General features: G+C 66.4%; 2 pseudogenes (1 of these 2 only partly in view). One reads left to right on the forward strand and one right to left on the reverse strand.

The features are described 5' to 3' along the window. Positions 1 to 1,463, forward strand: a pseudogene (locus K789_RS0114240) (stealth family protein) (it extends 163 nt beyond the left edge of the window). Positions 1,464 to 1,534: 71 nt separating this feature from the next. Here K789_RS0114240 and K789_RS0114245 read toward each other — a convergent pair. Continuing rightward, a pseudogene (locus K789_RS0114245) lies at positions 1,535 to 1,973 on the reverse strand (phosphodiesterase); the annotation flags it as partial.

Below are 1,973 nucleotides of genomic sequence, written 5' to 3' on the forward strand. Positions count from 1 at the left end.
GGGGCCGGTATGGCCTGATCAACGAGAACCGTACGCCGTACCAGGCCATGGTCGAGGATTTGATGTTCATCCGGTCGGTGCTTGACGCCGCCGGCCTCGACTATCTCCTGGTCCGCGGCAACAACCACAGGCCCGTCATCGCCGTGGACTGGAAGGACCGCAAGGAACTCCGCGACGCGCTCGTGGAGGCCTGCCACGACGAGCCTCTCTACTCGATGAGCGTCGACGCCAAGAAGAAGTCCTCGGTGCTGGTGGCCGACGGTGAGCTCTCCCCCAACCGGCAGTCCCGGATCTTCCGGCTGTACCGTCCCCGGGTCGAGCCGGAGGGCGGCTTTGAGTTCGGCGCCTCGGCTGGCGTGCAGCTGGAGCTGTGGAGCTTCGAAGGCGACCAGCTGATCCTCCCGATCGAAAACTCGCTGACCCGCCGGACGCTGCTGGCCCAGGACGCGGTCCGCGGCACAGTGGAGCGTTACGGCCACACCTGGCCCACGATCGAGAACATGTTTGCGGACCACGCCAGTGACATCAGCTTCGACATCGACCTCGTCTTTTCCTGGGTGGACGGCAGCTCCCCGGAGTACATCGCAGCGCGGCGCGCACGGATGGCCGGCGTCGTGGTGGGCGAAGGTGACGACCACGAGGCCCGCTTCCGCCAGATCGACGAACTCAAGTACGCGCTGCGCTCTGTGTACATGTTCGCGCCCTGGATCCGCCGGATCTTCATCGCCACGGACTCCCCCACTCCCGCATGGCTGGCCGACCACCCGGGAGTGACAATTGTCCGCAGCGAAGAGTTCTTCGCGGATCCCTCCGTGCTGCCCACCCACAACTCGCAAGCCGTGGAGTGCCAGCTCCACCACATCGAAGGCCTGTCCGAACACTTCCTGTACTCGAACGACGACATGTTCTTCGGCCGCGCCGTCGGTCCGGACATGTTCTTCACGCCCGGCGGCATCACGAAGTTCATCGAAGCAGAGACCCGGATCGGGCTCGGCGACAACGACGCCGAGCGTAGCGGCTTCGAGAACGCCGCCCGGGTGAACCGCAAGCTGCTCTGGGATCGGTTCGGCCGGATCACCACCCGACACCTGGAGCACACAGCCGCGCCGCTGCGGCGCAGCGTCGTGGCCCAGATGGAGCAGGAGTTTCCGGCAGAATTCGCCAAGACGGCGGCCAGCACCTTCCGCGCGGCCGACAACATCTCGGTGACCAACTCGTTCTACCACTACTACGCGCTTCTGACCGGCCGGGCCGTCACCCAGACGGCGGCAAAGGTGCGCTACGTGGACACGACGGCCAGGGCCGGACTGAACTACCTGCCCAAGCTGCTCGCCAAGCGGAACATGGACTTCTTCTGCCTCAATGACGGAAGCTTCCCCGAGGTTGCGGCCGAGGAACGGGCCGAGCTCGTGACGGACTTCCTAGAGAAGTATTACCCGATCAAGGCGCCCTGGGAAAAGTAGTCAGGCGGGCAGAGGCTGCGGGCCGGGCCAAACGCTGGCCGCGCCCGCTGTCGCCCGGGTGCGGGCCAGCGCTAGTTGCGCGCGGTCAGCCGCCGGCTATCCGGCGTCCGGGCCGGGTCCTCGAGCTTCGCCTTGCTCGGGATGCGAATCCCTGCCGCCGCAATCCGCCGCTGCGCTTCCTCGGCGGAGACAAACTCGCCGACGGCGGGGGTGTCGCCGAGCAGAACCACGGAGTGCACGATCGTGTGTTCATAGACATGGACGAGGTTGAACGCCTGTCCGCCGTCGCGTCCGCGGGTTCCGCCAACCGGAACATTGAGGTCCTGCGTATAGCAGGTGGCTGACGCCACCGAGACCGGAATCCCGGCGAACGTCGCTGTTGTCGAGTAGTGCAAGTGGCCGCCCAGAATCGCACGGACGTCGGAGTTCCGCAGAACCCCGGCCAGCGCCGCCTGGTCCCGCAGCTCCACGAGGACCGCGAGGTCCAGGACCGAAGGCACCGGCGGGTGG

Origin of the sequence: Arthrobacter sp. TB 26 (genome assembly GCF_000427315.1) — a bacterium.
In the GTDB taxonomy this organism is placed as follows: domain Bacteria; phylum Actinomycetota; class Actinomycetes; order Actinomycetales; family Micrococcaceae; genus Arthrobacter.